The 20034-nt window shown below is 55.7% G+C and carries 17 protein-coding genes; 6 read left to right on the top strand and 11 right to left on the bottom strand.

The window, feature by feature from the left end:
* Nucleotides 1–135: 135 nt before the first annotated feature.
* The 4 genes from htc1 to RO22_RS15910 form a co-directional block, all read right to left on the bottom strand.
* Complete coding sequence (gene htc1 / locus RO22_RS15925) at nucleotides 136–2121, bottom strand: methyl-accepting chemotaxis protein Htc1 (RefSeq protein WP_039857430.1); 1986 nt, start codon at nucleotides 2119–2121, stop codon at nucleotides 136–138.
* A gap of 201 nt (nucleotides 2122–2322) precedes the next feature.
* The gene (locus tag RO22_RS15920; protein WP_052475661.1) at nucleotides 2323–2979 is read right to left on the bottom strand and encodes an NTP transferase domain-containing protein; all 657 of its coding nucleotides are present in this window, start codon (nucleotides 2977–2979) and stop codon (nucleotides 2323–2325) included.
* Entirely contained in the window at nucleotides 2969–3937 is a 969-nt protein-coding gene (locus tag RO22_RS15915; RefSeq protein WP_027957176.1) for an XdhC family protein, read from the bottom strand. The genes RO22_RS15920 and RO22_RS15915 overlap by 11 nt, the downstream gene beginning before the upstream one ends.
* Entirely contained in the window at nucleotides 3937–6207 is a 2271-nt protein-coding gene (locus tag RO22_RS15910) for a xanthine dehydrogenase family protein molybdopterin-binding subunit (protein ID WP_041158794.1), read from the bottom strand. The genes RO22_RS15915 and RO22_RS15910 overlap by 1 nt, the downstream gene beginning before the upstream one ends.
* A 209-nt stretch (nucleotides 6208–6416) precedes the next feature.
* On the opposite strand from RO22_RS15910, the gene RO22_RS15905 reads away from it, so the two are divergent.
* Entirely contained in the window at nucleotides 6417–6896 is a 480-nt protein-coding gene (locus RO22_RS15905; protein ID WP_022521534.1) for a MarR family winged helix-turn-helix transcriptional regulator, read from the top strand.
* Between the two features lie 44 nt (nucleotides 6897–6940).
* On the opposite strand, the gene RO22_RS15900 is transcribed toward RO22_RS15905, so the two are convergent.
* Genes RO22_RS15900 through RO22_RS15885 form a run of 4 tightly spaced genes read right to left on the bottom strand, consistent with a single transcriptional unit; the run spans nucleotide 6941 to nucleotide 10424 of the window.
* The gene (locus tag RO22_RS15900) at nucleotides 6941–7606 is read right to left on the bottom strand and encodes an N-carbamoylsarcosine amidohydrolase (protein ID WP_041158793.1); all 666 of its coding nucleotides are present in this window, start codon (nucleotides 7604–7606) and stop codon (nucleotides 6941–6943) included.
* Nucleotides 7607–7656: 50 nt separating this feature from the next.
* Nucleotides 7657–8433 carry an Asp/Glu racemase gene (locus RO22_RS15895; protein WP_041158792.1) on the bottom strand — a complete coding sequence of 259 codons (777 nt, stop codon included), beginning with the start codon at nucleotides 8431–8433 and terminating at the stop codon, nucleotides 7657–7659.
* A gap of 15 nt (nucleotides 8434–8448) precedes the next feature.
* On the bottom strand, nucleotides 8449–9267 hold the full coding sequence (locus RO22_RS15890) for an alpha/beta fold hydrolase (RefSeq protein ID WP_041158791.1): 819 nt from the start codon (nucleotides 9265–9267) through the stop codon (nucleotides 8449–8451).
* Entirely contained in the window at nucleotides 9264–10424 is a 1161-nt protein-coding gene (locus RO22_RS15885; protein WP_041158790.1) for an FAD-dependent monooxygenase, read from the bottom strand. The genes RO22_RS15890 and RO22_RS15885 overlap by 4 nt, the downstream gene beginning before the upstream one ends.
* A gap of 464 nt (nucleotides 10425–10888) precedes the next feature.
* On the opposite strand from RO22_RS15885, the gene RO22_RS15880 reads away from it, so the two are divergent.
* The 5 genes from RO22_RS15880 to RO22_RS15860 all read left to right on the top strand — a co-directional run bounded on the left by RO22_RS15880 (nucleotide 10889) and on the right by RO22_RS15860 (nucleotide 17253).
* Nucleotides 10889–11377: a (2Fe-2S)-binding protein gene (locus tag RO22_RS15880; RefSeq protein ID WP_041158789.1), complete on the top strand. Its 489-nt coding sequence runs from the start codon at nucleotides 10889–10891 to the stop codon at nucleotides 11375–11377.
* Nucleotides 11370–14381, top strand: coding sequence for a c-type cytochrome (locus RO22_RS15875; protein WP_235270522.1), 3012 nt, complete (start codon nucleotides 11370–11372; stop codon nucleotides 14379–14381). The genes RO22_RS15880 and RO22_RS15875 overlap by 8 nt, the downstream gene beginning before the upstream one ends.
* A 21-nt stretch (nucleotides 14382–14402) precedes the next feature.
* Complete coding sequence (locus RO22_RS15870; RefSeq protein WP_035581314.1) at nucleotides 14403–14591, top strand: hypothetical protein; 189 nt, start codon at nucleotides 14403–14405, stop codon at nucleotides 14589–14591.
* Nucleotides 14584–16092 carry a sodium:solute symporter family protein gene (locus RO22_RS15865; protein WP_052475660.1) on the top strand — a complete coding sequence of 503 codons (1509 nt, stop codon included), beginning with the start codon at nucleotides 14584–14586 and terminating at the stop codon, nucleotides 16090–16092. The genes RO22_RS15870 and RO22_RS15865 overlap by 8 nt, the downstream gene beginning before the upstream one ends.
* A 129-nt stretch (nucleotides 16093–16221) precedes the next feature.
* Nucleotides 16222–17253, top strand: a complete 1032-nt coding sequence (locus RO22_RS15860) for a leucyl aminopeptidase (RefSeq protein ID WP_041158787.1) — start codon at nucleotides 16222–16224, stop codon at nucleotides 17251–17253.
* Nucleotides 17254–17306: 53 nt separating this feature from the next.
* Here RO22_RS15860 and RO22_RS15855 read toward each other — a convergent pair whose 3' ends face one another.
* The 3 genes from RO22_RS15855 to RO22_RS15845 are packed head-to-tail and all read right to left on the bottom strand — an operon-like array spanning nucleotide 17307 to nucleotide 19719.
* On the bottom strand, nucleotides 17307–18257 hold the full coding sequence (locus tag RO22_RS15855; RefSeq protein WP_052475659.1) for a biotin-dependent carboxyltransferase family protein: 951 nt from the start codon (nucleotides 18255–18257) through the stop codon (nucleotides 17307–17309).
* On the bottom strand, nucleotides 18254–18958 hold the full coding sequence (gene pxpB, locus RO22_RS15850; RefSeq protein WP_041158813.1) for a 5-oxoprolinase subunit PxpB: 705 nt from the start codon (nucleotides 18956–18958) through the stop codon (nucleotides 18254–18256). The genes RO22_RS15855 and pxpB overlap by 4 nt, the downstream gene beginning before the upstream one ends.
* Nucleotides 18959–18966: 8 nt before the next feature.
* A complete protein-coding gene (locus RO22_RS15845) occupies nucleotides 18967–19719 on the bottom strand; it encodes a 5-oxoprolinase subunit PxpA (RefSeq protein ID WP_041158786.1) in 753 nt (250 codons plus the stop codon).
* Between the last annotated feature and the right edge of the window lie 315 nt (nucleotides 19720–20034).

Here is a 20034-nt window from a genome sequence, read left to right as displayed (position 1 = left end):
GTAGCGTTGCACTACTAGTAACTTGAACGCTTCATTATGTTTCGTCATGAAAAACACCCCAATCGTTGGATGAGCGTCCAACTTTTGGGGTGCAGTTCAAAGCGGGTGCCTTTTAGCCTTATTAATGATGAGAAATTAGAACTCTTCCCATTCCGCCACTTCATGCTTTTGCTGAGTGGCCTGGGGAGGGCGGCTAGGTGCTTGAGGTAGTGCAGTGCCTGTCCGCGCTTTATGTGCTGCCGTATAGGGTAGCGCAGAGTTCTCAGCGCCGCCTTCACTGAGCACAAACTCGCTCATCAGTTGATCCAGCCGTTGCGCATTATCGCGCATATTGGTGGCAAGCGTGGCGCTCTGGCTGACCATGGCAGCATTCTGCTGGGTCATCATATCCATCTCTGCCACTGCGGTATTGACCTGTTGGATGCCAGTGGTTTGTTCCCGGGCGCCGGCAGCAATCTCGGCGATCACATCCGACACTTGAGTAACGCTGTGGCGAATCTCCTTCATGCGATCAGCCGCCGCCTTGACAATATCACCGCCTTCTTTTGAATGACTCACGGACATATCAATCAGTGCACGAATATCATGTGCCGCAGATGCCGAGCGACTGGCGAGTGTGCGGACTTCGCTCGCTACAACAGCAAAACCACGGCCCTGCTCGCCAGCGCGGGCAGCCTCCACCGATGCGTTCAGTGCCAATATATTGGTTTGAAATGCAATCGAGTCAATCAAGCCAATAATGTCGCTTATTTTATTGGCCGAATCACTAATCGCGGCCATCTTGGCTTCCATTTGATTCATCGAATCGGTGCCACGTTCTGAGGCATTGGCGGCTTCTAGCGCGAGGCTATTCGCCTGTTCGGAGGCCTGGGAAGTATGCGCTACCGTGGAGTGAATTTGCTCCATTGAGGCAGACGTTTCCTGGAGGTTAGCCGCCGCTTGTTCGGTACGCGATGAAAGCTCATGAGTACCATCCGCCATATCGCTGGCATCGGATAATACCGTGCGAGCGTTTTGGCGCACTTCCTGAAGGGTAGACTGCATACGCTCGACAAAGGCATTAAAGCCGTGGGCGAGGTCGCCAATTTCATCCTGGGTTTTGGCTTCTAAACGGCGCGTTAAATCACCTTTTCCTTTGGCAATATCAGCCATGGCACTGGCGGTATGCTTGATGGGGGCAAGTGAGCGCCGCGCCGCATAGGCAACCACCACCAACAGCAATGCCAATAGCAGTCCTCCCGCCAGCAGCAGCGACTGCAGCAGGCTGTTAGTCACGGTCGTAAAGGCGGTGATGGGTACGGTGACCCCGACCACCCAGGAAGTGCCTTCCACCGGGCTCCACATGAGCACGGTCTGCTCACCGCTGGGCATGGTTATTTCACCGGAGCCTGCCGTGCCGCTGAGTATTTGCTGACTCAATGCATCCAGGCCTTGGTAGCCCTGCTGGTCGGCATCGGTGTAATTGAGCGACATGCGATACTCTTCAACCGGATGAGCAATGACTTGCCCTTGGCTGTCGATTAGCCAGCCGTAGCTGCCATCGCCAACATTAATATCGGAGGTAATATCAGATACGGCGGCCATGGAAACGGTCATGCCCAGCAGTCCCGCTCGATTGCCACGCTCATCGAATACAGTATCAGCGACAATAGCCGTTGGCAGGCCACTCACCATGGAGATAACCGGATCGCTTAGCAGACTATCCTGAGTGCCGTCAGTCACTAAGGCTTTGAAATAAGGACGTTCGGCTATCTGCAAGTTGACGCCTGCGTGAGTTAGGGTCGCTCCGGATGCGTCAGCAAAGAACAGTGACTCGATGGTGCCCCCTGGCGGGTAGCGCTTTTCGAGCCAAGCGCGGTGAGACGCAAGCGGCACGTCTTCCACCAAACGCTCATCCTGAGCAAGTACGGAGATCCAATTACGGTACCCGGTAATCCAGCGGCTGATTTCATCTGCCCGTGCTTCTACCTGCCGCTTACCGGCATTATCGATTAACGCTGGAATAGCCTGGTTAAGCTGTTGATTGACGACAAAGCCTAAAATGACGGCTACCACTAAGAGAGGTATAGCGACAGCGACCAGCAGTTTCTGCGTCAGTGAAAGACGAGAAATTTTTTTCATTTGTTGCCTCGATATGTTGGCCAGAAGCAAAGCACGAGGATGTTGATGAGTGCTATGCTTTGACTGTTTAATGGTTCCCTGGGTGTTATTCTTACTACCGCTAATCATTAACGGTCGATCCTGCACTTGCTTAAATATTTGATTTTTTTAATATCTTTTTGGCTAATATAATAATGTTAAACTGAAAGTCTGTTTCAGATTTTAATGTAATTTTTGTTGTGGTTTTTGTTGTAGTCTTGTATGCATTTTCGCGCTTCTTGTATTTTTTTGTGATTTTGTTAAATCATCGAGGTAGTCGACGTCAGTGCACACGCCTGGGTCGTTGAGAGAGGCATAAATAACACAGTCGCTATGCTTTTTGATGACAGGACTTGCACCTCTGTCATTTTCTAAAAGTGCCAGTTCGTGCCAGAATTCTCTTCCAAAAACAACAGGGTGCCCAGGGTTTTCTTGGTGTATTGGCTGTACGATACTCCCTGGGGTGGCCATTTTTGTTAATACACCGCATGTCTCTTCACTTACCCAAGGGAGGTCGGCTAACCATACTGCGGCAGCACGATAATGATGTATGCTTTCATCGCTGCAGAGTTGTCTAAAAGCATCGCTAATACTGTAACCAAGGCCTAAATGACTGCGCTGACTAATAATAATGTGATTCGTTGGTGTAAGGCCGAGTGACTGGGCGTTATCTTCGGGTTTGATAACAACGCGGCTATTAGAAAAAGTTTTCTGAATAGTTCGTAAAGTGGAGCTAAGCAGCGTTTCCCCATTGCCTAACTTGGCGACTCTTTTATCGCTGCCAAAGCGGCTTGATTGCCCTGCCGCCATCACGATGACTATGATATCGCTACAAGGCATGGCGTTCTTTTCCGCGAGAGAGGCGAGCAATATCGGCCATCACGGCTAGCGCAATTTCAGCCGGTGTTTTGCTACCCAGATTAAGCCCAATGGGCATGGCAATTCTTGCTACTTGGCTTTCCGTCAGGCCGCCAGAACGTAGCAGTCGTTCGGCACGCTGCTGTGATGTCTGCTGAGAGCCCATAACGCCAATGTAAAAGGCTTCCGTTCGGACGGCTTCGATCATCGCTAAATCATCGATACGCGGGTCATGGGTCAAGGCCACAACGGCGGTATTGGCATGGCAACCGCCAGAGGCAATAAACACTGAGGGCAGTACCGCCTGCACCTCCACTCCGGCGACAGCAAAATTTTGCCTAGGCTCGTCTCTGGGGTCGCAGACAATCACTTCAAAACCAAGCGTTTGGGCAAACAGCGCACAGGGCGCAGAGACTGAAGAGATCCCCGCGATAATCAGCCGTAGCGCAGGGCCTATGCGAATATTGACGCTATCTGTATCGAAAGTAACGGTGGGCTCGGTGTTATTCGATGGGTTAAAGCGCTTGCCGCTGCCATCCAGTGTGATACAGCGGGTTAGCGGTTGGCGACCCAGTAGCGTGGCATGCATCACTTCTAGGTGAGTGAGGTTTTCGGTGTTGGGCGCTAGCCGTTCAACCAACACTTCAAGGCGACCACCGCAGGGTAAACGAATATTCGCTGAACCAGCGTCACCGCCATAGCGCACCCGTTGAACCGGTTCGTTAAACTCACCCTTTTGAAGCCTTGCGATAAAGTCTTCTTCGACACAGCCACCTGACAGTGACCCCAGATAGTCGCCTGTCGAACATGCGACCAGCATGGCACCCGGCTCCCGGGGGGCCGAGCCAAAAGTTTTCAGAACTGTGCATAGCCAAACGGTCAGCCCCTGGTTGGCCCATTTCAACGCACGTTCGATAACCTGTAGATCAAGATGGTGCATTAAATCGCCGCCTCCATGGGGAGTCGAAGGGCGGCTTTCAGTGCATCGCGAATGGTGTCAGGGGTAAAAGGGGGATGGGTAAAGCGTACCCCCGTGGCATCAAAAAGCGCGTTGGCAATCGCGGGAGCGCCGGGCAGTGAGGCGGACTCCCCAACACCGAGTGGGGGCAGTTCAGGGCGATCAAGCAGCATGACGTCGATGGGAGGCAGCTCCGAGAAACGCAGAATAGGGTAGCCGCCCCACTCTCTGCTGGTTGGTAAACCATCCTCAAAGGTTACCCGCTCCTTTAAAGTGCGGCTGAGCATCTGGATCACATTACCATGCACCTGATGGCGAACGCCGGCGGGGTTCACCATCAGGCCCGCATCCTGACCTACATATAGGTTCTCGACGACAACCCGTCCACTCTTCACATTGACTTTAAGCTCAATCACCCAGGCGGCGAGCGCGGCACCAAAGCCGGGAAATTTACTATGTACGTACTGGGCGTAAGCGAATCCTCGGCCGTAGCGCCACTCGCCATCGCTACTCGGATTGGTGTTAGCGGTGCAGGGTTTCCAGTTCGCACGTTCGGCTAACGCTTCGACAAGCTCGCAGGCGCGGTTATCGGCTAAGTAGCGCAACCGATAGGCGACAGGATCTTCACCCGCCAAGTAGGCGAGTTCATCAATATAGCTTTCGTGGGCGAAAGTGCTGGGCAGCGCCGAGACACCACGCAGCCAGGAGGCGCGCACCAGGGGCGGGACGTCGTCGCACACTATTTGGCGATGAGGGTAGCGGTAGGGCGGCACCGATGTTCGATCCCCCATTTCAAAGGGGATATCAATCGGTGGGGCAGCACCGGTCAGCAGTAGTGCCAGGGTGGGCGCACTGTTAGAGGGGTAGCGCGTATTAAAGCGATAGCCTGCTGGGCTGCCATCTGCGTTTAAGCCGCCCTGAATGGCCATATACTGAGCAGCCCCTTTAGGCTCCCAGGTGTGCTCCTGCTCACGGGTTAGTTGTACACGAACAGGTCGACCCACCGCCTGAGAGAGTAGCACTGCATCCGCGCCAACGTCGTCGGCGCAGTTGCGGCCATAGCAGCCTGATGTTTCCATGCGGGTAATGGTGATAACGCCTTCGTCCAAACCGGTAAGGCGGGCGAGGTCGGCGCGCAGGCTGTGTGGATTTTGGGTGCCCGACCATACGTGAAGGCCATCTTCGTTGGCATCGGCGACAGAGCACGAAGGGCCGATGGAGCCATGCAGCTGGAATGGCCACACATAATGACGATTGAGCGGATGCTGTGCGGCAGCCAGAGCGTTATCGAGATCACCCTCTTCGAGGAGTATGCGCTGCTTGCTGGGCAGGTCGAGCAGTGCTTGCTCTATGTTGTCCAACTGAGGCAAGCCTTCGATTGGGCGCCACTGGATCTTTAGCTGTTTGGCTGCGGCAGCAGCCTGCTCTTCACGCTCGGCCACCACGCCAACAAAGTCACCGACCACCACGACACTTACCACACCTGGCAAATGCGCCACAGAGCTTTCATCTACCGCGATTAAACTGTTGCCAATAAAGTCGCCGCTATCATGGCCTACATAAGGCGGGCGAATCACTCGCCCATGCAGCATGTTGGGCAGGCGTAGGTCGTGGATAAAAGTCAATTGCCCGGTGGCCTTGGCGGGTATATCCACGCGGGAGGTCGATTGGCCGACCAGGGTATAATGGCTGACCGGCTTAAGCGGCACCTCATCGGCAAGCTTTAATGCATGACGGGTGCCCCGCAGCAACTCCCCAAAGCTAACGGGTGAGCGGTTATTATCACTTGGCGTAATAGCGCCGTTCTGGCAGCTAAGTAGTGAGCGCTCAGTGTCAAAGTGCTTTGCTGCCAGGGTTAATAGGTACTCCCGCGCCTGTGCCGCAGCTCGGCGTAAAGGCTCGGCAGTGATCTGAATCGATGCACTGGCTATGGTGGGGCCTTGGTTGGGGGCTTCAACGGAGTTGCCCAGCACCATGGTGACGCTGTCGAACGCGACGCTGAGCTCTTCTGCAACAATTTGAGCGAGCGCCGTGCGTATGCCCGTGCCCAGGTCTACGTGGCCGTTGAAAGCCACGATATGACTATCGCTCAGTACGGCAATGAATATCTCAGGCTCATGTGGGGTGAAGTTTGAGTGTGTACCTGGCTGTCCGGGCGCGGGCTTGGGGGGTGTAACCGGGTCGCGATAGATCACCAGAACATCAGACCCATACAGCAGTGACTCTCTTGTATAGTCTGATTTATCAGCCATGTCTGCCTCCCACGCTCGCGTTTACGATGATCAGTGCGGATGAATTTTAGGTGATGAAAGAGCGATAACTAAGGTAAAATTATAGCGTGTACGCCATAAAAGCATGATGAATTGATCCAGCGCAAGGAGTATTTCATACGTTGATGCATCATTTTGTTAACCAGTGCCATACTCGATACACGACGTCGCCAATAGATTAAGGATATGGAATGACAACGGATAGTGCGTTCAAACACTCGTCTTCCGGCGAGCACTCTACGCCTTCAGAGCAAGGGTATGATTTTTCTGAGCAAGTAGGGCATCTACTGCGTAAAGCCTACCAGCGGCATACGGCTATTTTTCAGCGCTACAGCAGCGATAAACAGCTCACGGCCATTCAATTTGTAACGCTATGCACGGTGATGGAGCGCGGCCCCAGCTCGTTAACCGATATCGTCAACGCCACGGCGATTGATCCCGCCACTATCCGTGGCGTCATTAAACGTCTTAAAGCGCGGGGGTGGATCTCGCTAACCACCGACCCCAATGATCAACGCAAAGTCATGGTCGTGATCACTGAGGCCGGGGAGACATTAGTCGAGGCTATGGTGCCCAGTGCCAAGCAAATTAGCGATCAGACCATGAAAAATCTCAACCCGGCAGAGCGGGTTGCCTTAATGCATCTGCTGGAAAAAATGAACGCGGACTGATGACTCAACAGAGACGTCCGCTTCACCTGCGTTTTCGGATACTCCTAACGCTTCATTAAGTATCCCAGTGTTTCATCCAGTCCAATCACATCGCCATATTTGCTATCGATATCAAACAGGTTAGCTTCATGGGGCGCGGGGTGACGGTCACCCACGCAGTCACGCACGACCATCACCCGAAAGCCGTGCTGTACTCCATCAACGGCGGTGGCGCGAATGCAGCCGCTGGTGGAGCAGCCGGTGATGATCAGCGTATCGATACCCATGGCGACCAGCGTGGAGGCGAGCGAGGTGCCAAAGAACGCGCTGGCATACTGCTTGGTCATTACCAGCTCATCTTCACGGGGGGCCACCTCGGGGCAGAACTCGGCGTAAGGGTTGCCCGCCACCATCGCCCGCATGACCGGCGCCTTCTTGACCCAAATGCCGCCATCGATTTGATCCGGGGCGTGATAAAGGATGTTGGTGTGGATAACAGGCGTGCCAGTGCGCCGTGCGGTATTGAGTAGCGGCGGCATATTGGCCACCGCATCCACCACGCCCTGGGCAAATAGCGGCGAACCCGTCGTGGTGTAGCCTTGCATAAAATCAACCACCAGCAGCGCGGGCCTTTTGCCAAAACCGATGCGTCCATCCCACACGCCTCGGTAGTTGTCCGTGGCAGTGTTATCGCTAACGCCATCGCTGTTATCAGTCGTGTGTGGCGACATGGTCGTCTCCTTAATCAGCACTCTATATCGTTAATAAGTACCTGATCTTGTTAGTAAGCCCCTGACAAGAGGGCGCCCGCGCCCGGTACGATGGGCTCCAGGTCGAGTGCCTTGAGCATGGCATAGGTGGTCGCGATAGCTGCGGTAACTACCGGTTTGCCGGTCAAGGCTTCGACCTTGGCGACGGCCGGTAGCGATGGCATTTGTACACAGGCTGACAAGACGATAGCGTCCACGTTACTTAAATCGAGACTGGCGATGATCTCGGGAAGATTGGCCGGATCGTGGCGAGCGACATCCAGGTTATTAGGAATCTCAAGCGCGCGGTAGTCGAGCACATCGATCCCTTCCTGACGGATGTAGTCCACCACCATTTCGGTCAGCGGCTTCATGTAGGGGGCCACTACCACCACGCGCTTGGCTTTCATCACACCCAGGGCATCAACCAGAGCACCGGCGCTGGTGACCACCGGCGTGTCGCAGCCGTTCTCTTCGGTGCGGCTGCGCAGACGCTTTTGCGACTCTCGGTGGTAGCCGGGCCCCATCGCCATAATGGCAACCAGGCAGGCATACCCCATCACATCCACCGCTGCATCAGAAAGCTCCAGGGCGCAGCGATCCGACTCTGCATCCATGGCAGCCAGTTCGTCCTTGCTGACGTTCTTCATGCGCATGCGGCTGGAGTGAAAGGTAAAGCGTTCCGGGCGGATTAACTGCCGCGCCGTAAGCATGGCGGGTATTTCGGTCTCCATGGTGATATTGGAGCTGGGGACGATCTGGCCGATACGGTAGCTTTTGATCTCGTTCTTTATATAGTTGCTGGTCATGGTATTTGGCCTCTCTTAGAGCTCGCTGCCCAGGAAGTCTTCAAACGCGGCAAAAAAACCGTCGAAGTCATCCCAGGGAATCATGTGACCCGCTTGTTCCGCGGTAGAAATACGAACCGTCGGTAGAAGGGCGCGTATTTCGGCGCGATCTTCATCCTGGATAACACCGCCTTTGCCTGCACACATCAGCAGCGTGGGCACTTTGATAGCGGGGAAATCCTGGTGGATATCGACGCTGTGGAACTCTTCAAACGCCTGAACGATGGCGGGCTCAAAGCAAGTATGTAACCACTCGGCGCGTAACCGCAGCTGCTCGTCGCTCCAGGTGGGGCAGTAGTGGCGCATGGTCTCGATATCGGCACCACGTGTGCAGTCGCGAATCGAATCCACGTACCAGGGCAGCTTGCTGGGGTACTCACGGCGTCCTGGCCCTGAAACCGGTGGGTCGATAAGTACCAGTTTGTCGATGCCCTTGGCGCCGCGACTCATGGCGCGTAGCGCAAAGCGCGCACCCATGGAGTGGCCCGCCAGAATGACATTGCTCAGACCCAGCGCATCAATAAAGGCGATCACATCGTCGGCGCAAGTGTCGGTGGCATAATCGAGCTCGGGCCCGGTAGACGACAAGCCGCGTCCACGGACATCCAGCACATAAGTGTCGAAGTGCTGACCGAGCCGCTCGGCCACAAAACGCCAGGTGATGGCTGGGCTGGTAATGCCTGGTATCAGGACCAGCGGCTGGCGCGAGGTCTCGGCGCTGTCACTGAAGCGCAGGTAGTGCTGACGAATACCATTGGCGTGCACGTTGGCGCCATAGAGATAGGTGCTGTTCATGCTGGGCTCCCTTGACTTGTTGGTTGCTTCAGCGGTACTTCAAAGGGGTCATAGGCAAATACCCAGGCCGGATCTTCGTCTTCCCGTAACCAGGTATTGTCGTGGGAAACCTGCTGAACCCGCGAGGCGCGTTCAAAACGGTTGGTGCGGTAAAGCTCGAATGCCTGCTGGTAGTGCTCGGCGCCCACTTCCTCCAGGCAGCGCACTAGCATGGCAGCATCCTCGATGGCCATGGCAGCGCCCTGGGCCATGTGAGGCTTCATCGGATGGCAGGCATCGCCCAGCAGCACTAGCCGGTTTTCATGCCACAGTGGCAGTGGGTTGCGCTCCAGCAAGGGCCATTTGGTGACGGTTTCAGTGCAGTCAATCAGCGCTTGTACGGTGGGGTGGTAACCCTCGAATGCTTTGCGCATCTCTTCCCGTGAGCTGTCGACGAAGGAAGTGCCGTGGTTCCAATCGGGTTCAGGCACGCCGGTCACGTAGTAATACTCCTTCTCGTCGCCGGTCACGAAGTACACCATCATGTGCCGGTCTTCCGACCACCACTTCACGCAGGCTTCGAAATCCAGGTCGTATGCCTTGAGTTTTTCGGCAGAGATAATTGCCCGGTGAGCGACCCAGCCGCTATAGATCGGAGCCTCTGGGCCCAGCAGCTTCTCGCGCAGCCGAGAATTGACACCGTCTGCGCCGATCACCAGGTCAGCCTCTTCCGTCGAGCCGTCAGCGAAGGTCATGACGACCTTGCCGCCGCTGTCGTCGACATCGACCAGACGCTTATCGAAATAGAGGTTGTTCTGGTCGAGCGTGCTGACCATCAATTCGTGCAGATCACCACGGTGTACGGTGATGTAGGCCGCCCCATAGTTTTCGCAAGCAAACTCGCCTAGCGGGATGCGAGACTGATACTCGCCGGTCATACCGTTGCGGCTAAACCAGTAATCGGGGTGTGAGCCCATGGCATTGAGCTTCTCCTCAATGCCGATCCGGCGCATCACTTTCATCACGTTGGGGCCAAGGTGAATGCCTGCCCCAAGGCGTGCAAACGCTGGTGCCTGTTCGTACACCTTGGTGGGGTAACCCGCTTGCTGCAGCAGCGCGCCTGCAGCGGCGCCGCCAAGGCCCGCGCCAATAACGGCGATGGTGGGTTTGTTGTTCATATACTGGTTTCCTCGCTGTTTTATTCGCCTATCACTCGTTTCTGAATGCGTTCGTGAATCTCTATAAAACAACGTATACACCATTTATTTTTTGGTCAAGAATTAGTTTCGAAATTATTTTTTAACGAAAATAGGGTGGTATTTTTAAATAAATATATGAATTTAATGAATTAATAGTCGTTTTTTTGGTTTTATGCAAAAACTTGAAAAACGCATCCATAGAGTGCTATACGTTTATTAGGCTTATTTTTATAGCGTACGCACCTTTAATGCTCGATAGGTATTAGCTCTGCACTTAGCTGGTGCAAGTCGATTGGCCGCATGTGAAAAGTAGATGAAAATAGGCTGGTTTAAGGTGCTACGAAGCGTGTTTGGCAGGCAGTATTTATTAGTAACATCTAAGTCATATCCAAGCCCTATCCAGAGCAAGAGTGCGGGCTTAACAATAACGATGATGATCCCCTATGACGCTAAAGCTAACTATCAATGGGCAAGAATATGAGCTGGCCGTGCCGCCGCAGACACCATTGCTCAATGTGTTGCGTAACGACCTGGCGCTCAATGGGCCCAAGTATGGCTGTGGTTTGGGTGAGTGCGGGGCATGCAGTGTATTGATTGATGGCATGGCAGCACGCACCTGCGTGCTGCCCGTGTCTGCTGCCGTTGGTCATGAGGTCACCACCCTTGATGGTCTTTCCCAGGGCGGTGAGCTTGACCCTGTACAACAAGCCTTTATCGATGCTCAGGCAGCCCAGTGTGGCTACTGTTTGAACGGTATGATCATCACTGTTCGTGCGCTGCTAAATCATAATACCCAACCCTCTGCGCAGCAGATTCGCACCGCTTTAGAGCATAACCTCTGCCGATGTGGCACCCATGTTGAAATTCTCCAGGCAGCGGAGCGGGCTGTGGTTCTTAACGCGGCCGCGTTGCAGGAGGCTTCTCATGAGTGAAGGGTCGATGCTCCATGGCCAGCAAAAACAGGCCGGCATCCCCGCGCTGCTAGCGAAGGCACGTTTTGGTGTCGTCGTGCGTCCACCTTACTACCGGTGGAATGGTGAGCGTTTCGAGAGTGATCGCTTAGTTGGCGTCGATAGCAGCAGCATTGCCTCACTATCTGGATCTATTGAAGTCGTGGTGGAAGGGAATTTTGTGGGGGTGGTTGCCGATAGTTTGGCCTTGGCGACCGATGCTGCTAAACAGCTGAAGGTTGAGTGGCAGGCTGTTCACCAGACGCCCGAAAAAGCGCCTGAAAGCGATCAAGCGCCCTCTGATTCGCCTCTTGTAAGGCCTGGCCAGTCGTACACACATTCGAAACATGCGTATGGCTGGCCGAGTCGCATGCGCTGGGGCAATCATCCCAGCTGGGTAATTGTCGATTGTCGCGACCAACAATTGAGTGTGTGGGGGCAAACCGTCACCCCAGCGGCGCTTAAACAGGATCTAAGCCGGTTAACCGCGCTGGATATTAGCCAGATTGAGCTTTACAGCGCCGATGGTAAACATGCATCAAATCAGGCCTCAGGGCTGGGTCGCCATTGCGGTGACGATGCTGCCGTGGATGCGGCGTTGATGTCGCGGGCGGTGGGCGGCCCGGTAGCCGTTTGGCTCGATGCCCGCTACGCCAAGGATGTTCAGGCATTGGGCCAAGCGCAGCAAATTAGCCTAAACGCGGATATTGCCAGTAGTGGTGAGATAGCCCGTTATCACTATCAGCAGGCCAATCTCACTGGTGAGGTGGCTGCCGTAGGGTTGTTGTTAAGTGGTAGGGCCGCGATAACAACGTCTAGCGCTGAGGCCACCGCCGGCGAGCAAGACACAACGCCGTTCTCGCCCTATGTATTTCGCGACCAATACCTTGCCGCACGCTCCCAGCTAGACTCGCTCTCCACCAATTCCACCTTGATGGGTATACAGCAGACGTTCGCTCGGGAATCTTTTTTAGATGAGGTTGCCCGCGAGAGTGACCAAGACCCTGTCGCGCTGCGGCTTCGACATCTTGACGATGCGCGTGGTATTGAACTGATTGAGTCCGTTGCTAAACGGGCCGAGTGGCAAAGGGCGTTCAATCCATCCGCGGACTCTTTACCCCAGGATCTATTGCGCGGGCGGGGTTTTGCCTACTCCCAACTACCTGACCGCGAACAACGCGTGGAATCGGGAGTGCGCTCTGCCTGGATTGCCGATGTGGAGGTTAATCGTGTTACCGGCGATGTCCAGCTTACCCGTTTGGTGGTAGGGCAGGACGCTGGCCCAGATGTGGATACTGATCGCCTTCAGCAAACGCTACAGGCCCGGGTATTGGGCGAGGCGCGCCCCCTTTTGGGGCAAGCGCCCAGTTTCGACGAGTGGGGTGACGGCAGTCGTGCGCTGACTAAAAGTGAATATTCAGCAGGATTACCAACCACCGCTTCTTCGCCGAGCCCTGTTGAGGGAGGTGTTAATCAAACCGTTGGTGAAGACGTATTAACCGGGGCGGAGCTATCGCCGGGTGTTGCGGTAATAGCCAATGCGCTTTTTGATGCCACTGGCCTGCGTTTTCGCCAACCACCGTTTACCGCCAAGCGTGTGCGCCAGGCACTCGAAGCTTCGTCCACCGAGGAGGCAGGGCGCCCATCTGAATTGAAACCGCCGCGGTCAACGAAACGGCGCTGGTTAGCCGCCGCAGCGTTTACCACTATTGCGGGCACTGTTGCCATGGCATGGCCTTGGAAAGGGGCGATTGCACCGATTGCCAGGCCAGCTGGCAACCTCTATTCCGCCGAGACCATTGAGCGTGGGCGACTCGTTGCGGCTGCAGGCGACTGCGCGGCGTGTCATACCACAGAAGGTGGCGTGACCAATGCCGGTGGGCGTGGCTTTGAGACACCTTTCGGGACGCTCTACAGCACTAACATTACGCCGGATGAGGCGACGGGGATTGGCCAGTGGTCTTACGCAGCCTTTGAGCGCGCCATGCGCCAGGGTATTAGCCGTGATGGCAGCCACCTTTATCCCGCGTTCCCCTATACGGCATTTGCCAAGACCAGTGATGCCGATTTACAGGCGCTTTACGCCTACTTAATGGCCCAGCCAGCCGTCGCCGCTGAAAAGCCATCGAATGAACTCTCTTTCCCCTTCAGTGTGCGCGCCTTAATGGCGGGCTGGAACGCGCTTTATCACGATCCCAAGCCGTTCCAGCCAGACCCCATGCAGAGCGAACTGTATAACCGGGGAGCCTACCTTGCCGAAGGGTTAGGCCACTGCAGCGCCTGCCATAGCCCCCGCAATGCCATGGGGGCTGAGAAAAGCGGTGAGGCGTATTTTGCCGGTGCCTTTGTAGATGATTGGGAAGCACCACCGCTTAATACGCTGTCGCGTGCGCCCATCCCGTGGAGTGAAACATCGCTTTACGACTATCTGCGCCACGGTGAATCTGAGCTTCACGGCGTTGCCTCTGGCCCTATGGCCCCGGTGGTAGCGGGGCTGGCTGAGCTGCCTGAATACGATGTGCGGGCTATTGCCCACTATGTGGCCGCCCAGATGCAGGCGCCCACAAGTAATAGCGATGCGGCCGTGGCAGACGCTACGCAGCGCGTGACCAGTGCAGCTGTTAGCTCAACAGAAATGGAGGCAGGGGAGCGGCTCTTCGAGGGCGCCTGTGCGGCGTGCCATGTCGATTCTGGCGTTCCTACCTTTTCGAGGGCGGGCACTAATCTGGCGCTGAATACCAATTTACACAGCGATCATCCCGATAACGTTATTCAGTCAATTTTGGGGGGTGTCCACGCCGAACACGTTCCCGGTATTGGTAGCATGCCAGGCTTTGCCGACAGCTTTAGTAATACCCAGGTCGCTGATTTGACGACCTATCTCCGAGCGCGTTTTGCCCCAGAGAAAGCGCCTTGGCAAAAAGTAAAACAACGTATCGCAGATATACGCCAGCCTCACCACAACAACACTCACTCTACTCCCTGACGTAATAAAACGAGGTGGATTATGAAACGCAGTAAATGGATATGGCTAGTATGGGCAGTCGTCCTGCTGAGCTACCTGGTGCCTTACACCCTCTTGAGCGGGGTCGCGTTTTGGTACGGCAGCTTCCTGTTCTGGATGTTGGCAGGGCTGGTCATCATTGCGCTGAATGTGTTTATCACTAAAGATTTTGAGGAGCACAGCAATGACTGAGTCACTCATCTGGTGGTCCATTGCCATCTACTTATTGATCGCTATTGGCATTGCGATTATGTCTCGCCAAGGCCCTTCCGAAAGTATGTCGGGATACTTCCTGGGTAACCGACAAATGAACGGCTTTGTCTCGGCGCTGAGCTACAGTGCCACTACCTACAGTGCCTTTATGATGGTGGGCTTGGCAGGTCTTACCTATGCCGGCGGCGTTGGCGCGCTCGGTTTTGAAATCATCTATTTCGCCGGTGTCTCTCTGGTGGCTGTTTTCGGTCCCAAATTCTGGGCAGTCGGCAAGAAGTTCGGCTATGTGACGCCCAGCGAGATGCTGGGCCACCGCTACAACAGCAAACATGTGGCCATGGCTGTCTCGATTGCCAGTTGTATCTTCCTGATTCCCTACTCGGCCGTTCAGCTCGCGGGTGTCGGTTACCTGTTGCAGGGGATTACTGATGGCGCGATTACCTTTACTACCGGGGTGGTGCTGGCCACGGTGATCGCCATCTTCTTCTCCTATATCGCGGGGATTCGTTCGGTGATGTGGACCGACTCGCTCCAGGCCATCATGATGATTGTTGCCTCAACCCTGGTGGCCTTCCTGGTGATCCAGGGCTTGGGTGGTTTCGGCGCACTATTCGATACGCTGGCAACGGAACATCCGCAGTCACTCACGGTGCCTGGCCCTGGCCTGTTCAGCTTTGTCACTTTCCTGGGGCTCACCATTCCCTGGTTCTTCTTTAGTATCTCCAACCCACAGGTCAGTCAACGCCTGTTTATGCCCTCCTCGCTGCGCTCCATGCGCCACATGCTGATTGGCTTCCTGGTGTTTGGTTTTATCTACACCATGGTCTCCGTACTGTGGGGTTTCTCTGCCTTAGCTGCTTTCCCAAGTCTTGCAAGTGCAGATTTAGCCACGCCCACGCTGCTGGCCTCGGAGTTTGTTCCGCCAGTATTAGGGGTGATCGTGATGATCGGCATCATGGCGGCCGCGGTCTCTACTATCGATTCGATCATGCTGACCCTGGCGTCCATGGTCTCCCGCGACGTCTATGCGAACGTTAAACCAAACGTCAGTGAAAAGCGCCAACTGCTGGTGGGCAAGTTCGTGGTGCCGGTGATTGCACTGATGGCGCTGGCCTTTGCCGAGCTGCAGCTTGATCTTATTGCGGTGCTGTCGGTGGCTGCTTCCTCTGGTCTGGTAGCCATGGTGCCCGCCCTTATCGGTGCCTTCTATTGGAAGCGCGGTACTGGCGTCGGTGCACTGGTAAGCGTGGTGGGCACCAGCGCCTTTGTACTGCTGATGTATGCCACTGGTAATTCATTGCTGGGCCTGCCCGCCGGCGTTTGGGGCATTGTGGTCGCTAGTGTGCTGTTTGTTGGCGTTAGCCTTATGACCAAGCCTCATCAAGCCTCTTCGGACGCCTTCTTTACCGCCATCGCGGAAGAGCTGGGTAAAAAGCGCCGTACTACCACCGATCAAGCGACGAAAGAGGCGGCTGCCTAATTGACGTTCAGCTTTGAACCGATAACACCATAGAGCGTTTGGTGTGCCCAAAGGCGAGCACGAGCGCTCTCAGCTAACACTTCCCAGTACGCAATAGCTGTGCTTTCGCCTGGGGAGTTAGGAGACTTTATGGATCACGCAAGCTTTGCCGAAATTTGCCTCCATCAGCTAAAAATGTCCGGCGTACATGAAGGCGAAAAACTCGTCGTACTGACCCAGGGCAGCGAACGCCTTGATTATGCGGATGCCTTTATGGCGGCGGGGCAGCGTTTAGGCGCCAATATGTACCACATGCGGTTACCCGCGCCGTTACCTACCGGTGGCTGGGCCGTGGGAGCAACGGGGCTTGCTAGCATGCCCGATGCGGTGGAAGCGCTTAAAAACTGCGACATGTTGATCGATTGTATTTTCCTGCTGTTCTCTCCCGAACAAATGGCGATCCAAGCCGCGGGTACGCGCATACTGACGGCGGTTGAACCGCCAGAACTGCTGGCCAGAATGTTGCCCACCAAGGAGCTAAGGGAAAAGGTTGAACTGGCCGCCGCGCTGCTGGAAAAAGCCAAAGTGATGCGCATCACCTCGCCCCACGGCACTGATGTCACCTACCAACTGAATACTTATGAGACGGTTGCTGAATATGCCTGTACCGACGAACCGGGGCGTTGGGATCACTGGCCCTCTGGCTTTGTGTTCACCGGCGGTGATGACGATGGCGTTGATGGCACCATTGTGGTGGCGCCGGGCGATATTCTGCTCCCCCAGAACATGTATGTCAGAGAGCCCATTACCTACACCATTGAAAAGGGCTGGATTACCGACATACGCGGTGGGCTGGATGCGGAGCTAGTGAAGTCTTATATGGATAACTTTAACGACCCGCGCGGCATGGGCATGAGCCATGTGGGCTGGGGCATGAACCCTAATGCCAAATGGCACCGCATGGTGCCGGGGGAGTTCCCGGGCGGCATGGGGATGGAGCCGCGCAGCTTTTATGGCAACGTCATGTTCTCCACCGGCCCTAACAGCGAATTGGGCGGGTCTAACGATACCGCCTGTCATCTGGATATTCCCATGCGCAACTGCTCGCTCTTCCTGGACGATGAGCCCATCGTCATTGATGGCGATATCGTCGTTAAGGAACTGCAGATGGCTAGAAACTAACGCGCATGCGGCAAGAGATACTGACAAAGCCCCTGGTTCGGGGCTTTTTTAATTTAGCGCCAAACCGTTCGCTGATTACGATAATCATCCTGTGCTTGGCTGGCGCTGACCGGCGTTAGCCACACTTCGGTGCCGGGCAAACACTGGGCCAGCGTGGCGCAGGCGGTGGGGGTGAGGGCGCCTAGGCGCGGGTAGCCGCCGATTGACTGGCGGTCATTCATCAGCACGATTGGCTGGCCGTCCGGCGGTACTTGAACTGCTCCCAGGGGAATGCCTTCGGAAATAATGCCCTTGAGTGAGCCGTGTAGGGCTGGGCCGGTGAGGCGTACGCCCATCCGGTCGGCGCGATTATCCACTGTCCAGGGTTGGTTGAACGCCTGGAACAGTGCATAGCCACTGAAGGAGGCAATTTGCGAGCCGAGCACGATGGGTAAGCGGCAGCCAGACGCAGGCATGCACGGGCCCTGGCTTTCAGGGACGCGGCGTACCGCTGGGGCGGCGCCTTTCCAGGTTAACCGGTCGCCCATGTTTAGCGGTTTGCCATCTTCATGTAACCCCCCTAACTGCTCGCGGGCAGTGCAGGCGCGGCTGCCCAGCACCTCCGGCGCATTCAATCCACCAGGAAAAGCGAGATAGGCGCGCAGGCCCTGGCGCGGCTGGCGAAACTCCAGGCGCTGGCCGGGCTGTAGCTTAAAGCTGGTATTGGGGGCGAGTGGCTTGCCATTCAATTGGGCGTCTAGATCGGCGCCGGTCAACGCCAGACGCACTTCACGTTCGGTTTCAAAACTCAAGCCGCCGCCCATGACGATTTCCAGCGCGGCGCTGTTTAAAGCGTTGCCCAGCAGCCAGTTAGCCCAGCGAAAAGAGATCCAGTCGGCGGCGCCGCCCTGAGTAACGCCTAAGTGGCCGACGCCAAATCGACCGGCATCTTGGATAAGCGCCAGCGGCCCCGCCTGTTTAACCACCAGCCCCTTTTGTGTTTCATTTATGGCGGTGTGACTCATGGGCGCTCCTCCATGGGCGTGGTATCGCCACCGTCGGCTTCAAACTCTTCGCGGGAGATGGCTCTAAAGCGCACCTTGTCGCCGGGGCGAAACAGTGGCTCGCCACGTTTGGCATGCTCGAATAGCGGCACGTTGGTGCGACCCAGAATGTTCCAGCCGCCCGGCGAAAGCAGCGGATAAATCGCGGTTTGGCGATCAGCAATGCCCACGCTACCTGCGGCGACTTTGCGGCGGGGKGTTTTCAAGCGCGGCGTCGCGAGAGATTCGTCTACCAAGCCCATAAAGCCGTAACCGGGGGCAAACCCCAGTGCGAACACGCAGTAGTCGTGGTTGCAGTGCTGCCTAATGAGTTCGTCGACGCTTAAACCTGCACGCTTGGCGACTAGAGGCAGTTCGGGGCCCACGCTTTCGTCGTACCACACGGGAATATCGTGTAGCTCACCCGCCTGGGTATCGACAGGTTTGAGGCCAGAAAGCGCCTGGTTAATCAGTGTGAGAGCCTCGGCGTGATTTAGCTGTTGGCAGTCGTAATGGACTAGCAGCGTGGTGTAAGAGGGTACTAGATCAATAAGCGCAGAGCCGAAAGCATTGCGCAACGCTTGGTCGGCGCCAATTACCCAGGCCATGTTGGATTCATCGATGGTGTCGAACAGTCGCACCATCAGGGCGTCCATGGCGGCGGTTTCAATGCGCATTTCAATATTGGGTTTCACACCGGCTCCAGCGCCTGAAAGGCCTCGCGAATAGCGCGTACGGCGGCCACTGACTCGGGATTATCGCCATGAACGCAGAGCGTATCGCAGGCTAACTGCAGCGGCGTACCATCAAGTGCGGTGAGCGGCTCGCCTTTGGCCAGCATTACCGCTTGATTGACGATGGTGTTCTGGTCGTGGTGCACGGCGTTAGGCAGGCGTCGTGAGGCCAAGTGGCCGTTGCCATCATAAGCGCGGTCGGCAAAGGTCTCGAACCAGAGGGTAATGCCTATTTGGGCGGCCAGCTCGCGATGTGGTTCGGGGTCGGCGGTGGACATAATCATTAACGGCAGGCTGGCATCATAAGCACGTACTGCGCGCATGACGCCTTCGAGCAGCGCCGGGTTGGCGGCCATATCGTTGTACAGCGCACCATGAGGTTTGATGTAGCTCAGTTGGGTGCCTTCCGCTTGGCAGATGCCCGCCAAAGCCCCCACTTGGTAGAGCACCATATCTTCCGCTTCTTCCGGCGAGCAGGCCATTGAGCGGCGACCAAAGCCCATCAAATCCGGATAACCCGGGTGCGCGCCAATGCGGACGCCATTTTGAACCGCTAGTTTGACGGTGCGGCGCATGACATGGGGGTCGGAGGCATGGAAGCCGCAGGCGATGTTGGCGCAGTCAACGAAAGGCATCGCATCGGCATCCAGGCCGAGGTGCCAGTTGCCGAAACTTTCGCCCATATCGCAATTAAGCAGGGGGATGGCCATAGCGACTCCTATGTCGATGCAGTGGGTGCGCTTGATTGGTTAGCGCTGAATTGTAGTCCACCACCAATATATGAACATGGCTTGCCCAGTGCCAATCGTTTTTGACGATACTAACTATCGGGCGCTTCTATCATATTGTTATTTATTGGAAAAAGGGTTGACGCTTGGGCACGATACGCTTATCACATTAGGAGCGGGGCGTGATAATAACGTTGGTGACATAGCGCTGCTGGGATTGGTCTTAAAGTTGCATAGTGGTCTTAAAGTTGCGTAGTGGTCTTCAAGTTGCATAGCTATCAGGTCGTCATGAGCCGT

The organism is Halomonas sp. KHS3 (assembly GCF_000830495.1).
Taxonomy (GTDB): Bacteria; Pseudomonadota; Gammaproteobacteria; order Pseudomonadales; family Halomonadaceae; genus Vreelandella; species Vreelandella titanicae.
This window is presented reverse-complemented; position numbering and strand designations above follow the sequence as displayed.